Below are 475 nucleotides of genomic sequence, written 5' to 3'. Positions count from 1 at the left end.
CGCCGCGCCGGGAGCGGCCGGCGCCCGAGCCCCGTGGACTTCCGCCCGGGCACGCGGCCGCCCCCTACGCCGCCGAGGGGCGCGCCGCCCTGCACGCCCCCACGGAGCGCGGCGCCCTGGCCCACGCCCGGCCGCTGGGCGAGGCCCTGGCGGGCGCGGTGCGGGCGGGACTGGGAGCCCCGGCGGCACGCGACCCGGTGCTGCTCGTCCCCGTCCCGTCCGCCCGGCGGGCCGTGCGGGCGCGCGGGCACGACCCCGCGCGGCGGATCGCCTACGCGGCGGCGGGTGAGCTGCGGCGGACGACCACGAGCCGGCTGTCCCCGGCCCACGACATGGCGGTGACCTGCTCCAGCTCGGGTGTCGCCGACCTGAGCTCCACCACGGTGACCGTGGTGCGCTCGCTCGACCCGGCCTCGTCCGGGCCACGGCGCTCGATCCGGCCGACGAGCAGCGACCGCTCGTCGCCCTTCTCCAC

General features: G+C 81.5%; 1 protein-coding gene and 1 pseudogene. One reads left to right on the top strand and one right to left on the bottom strand.

Features of this window, described 5'->3' with window-relative positions:
* Positions 1-302 (top strand): annotated as a pseudogene (locus tag LPA54_RS37555) (ComF family protein); the annotation flags it as partial.
* On the opposite strand, the gene LPA54_RS37550 reads toward LPA54_RS37555, so the two are convergent.
* Positions 272-475 (bottom strand): LpqB family beta-propeller domain-containing protein (locus tag LPA54_RS37550; RefSeq protein ID WP_228984920.1); only part of this gene is annotated, 204 nt, incomplete at its 5' end. The pseudogene LPA54_RS37555 and the gene LPA54_RS37550 overlap by 31 nt on opposite strands.

It is taken from the genome of Streptomyces sp. DH12, assembly GCF_020873895.1.
GTDB lineage: Bacteria > Actinomycetota > Actinomycetes > Streptomycetales > Streptomycetaceae > Streptomyces.
This window is presented reverse-complemented; position numbering and strand designations above follow the sequence as displayed.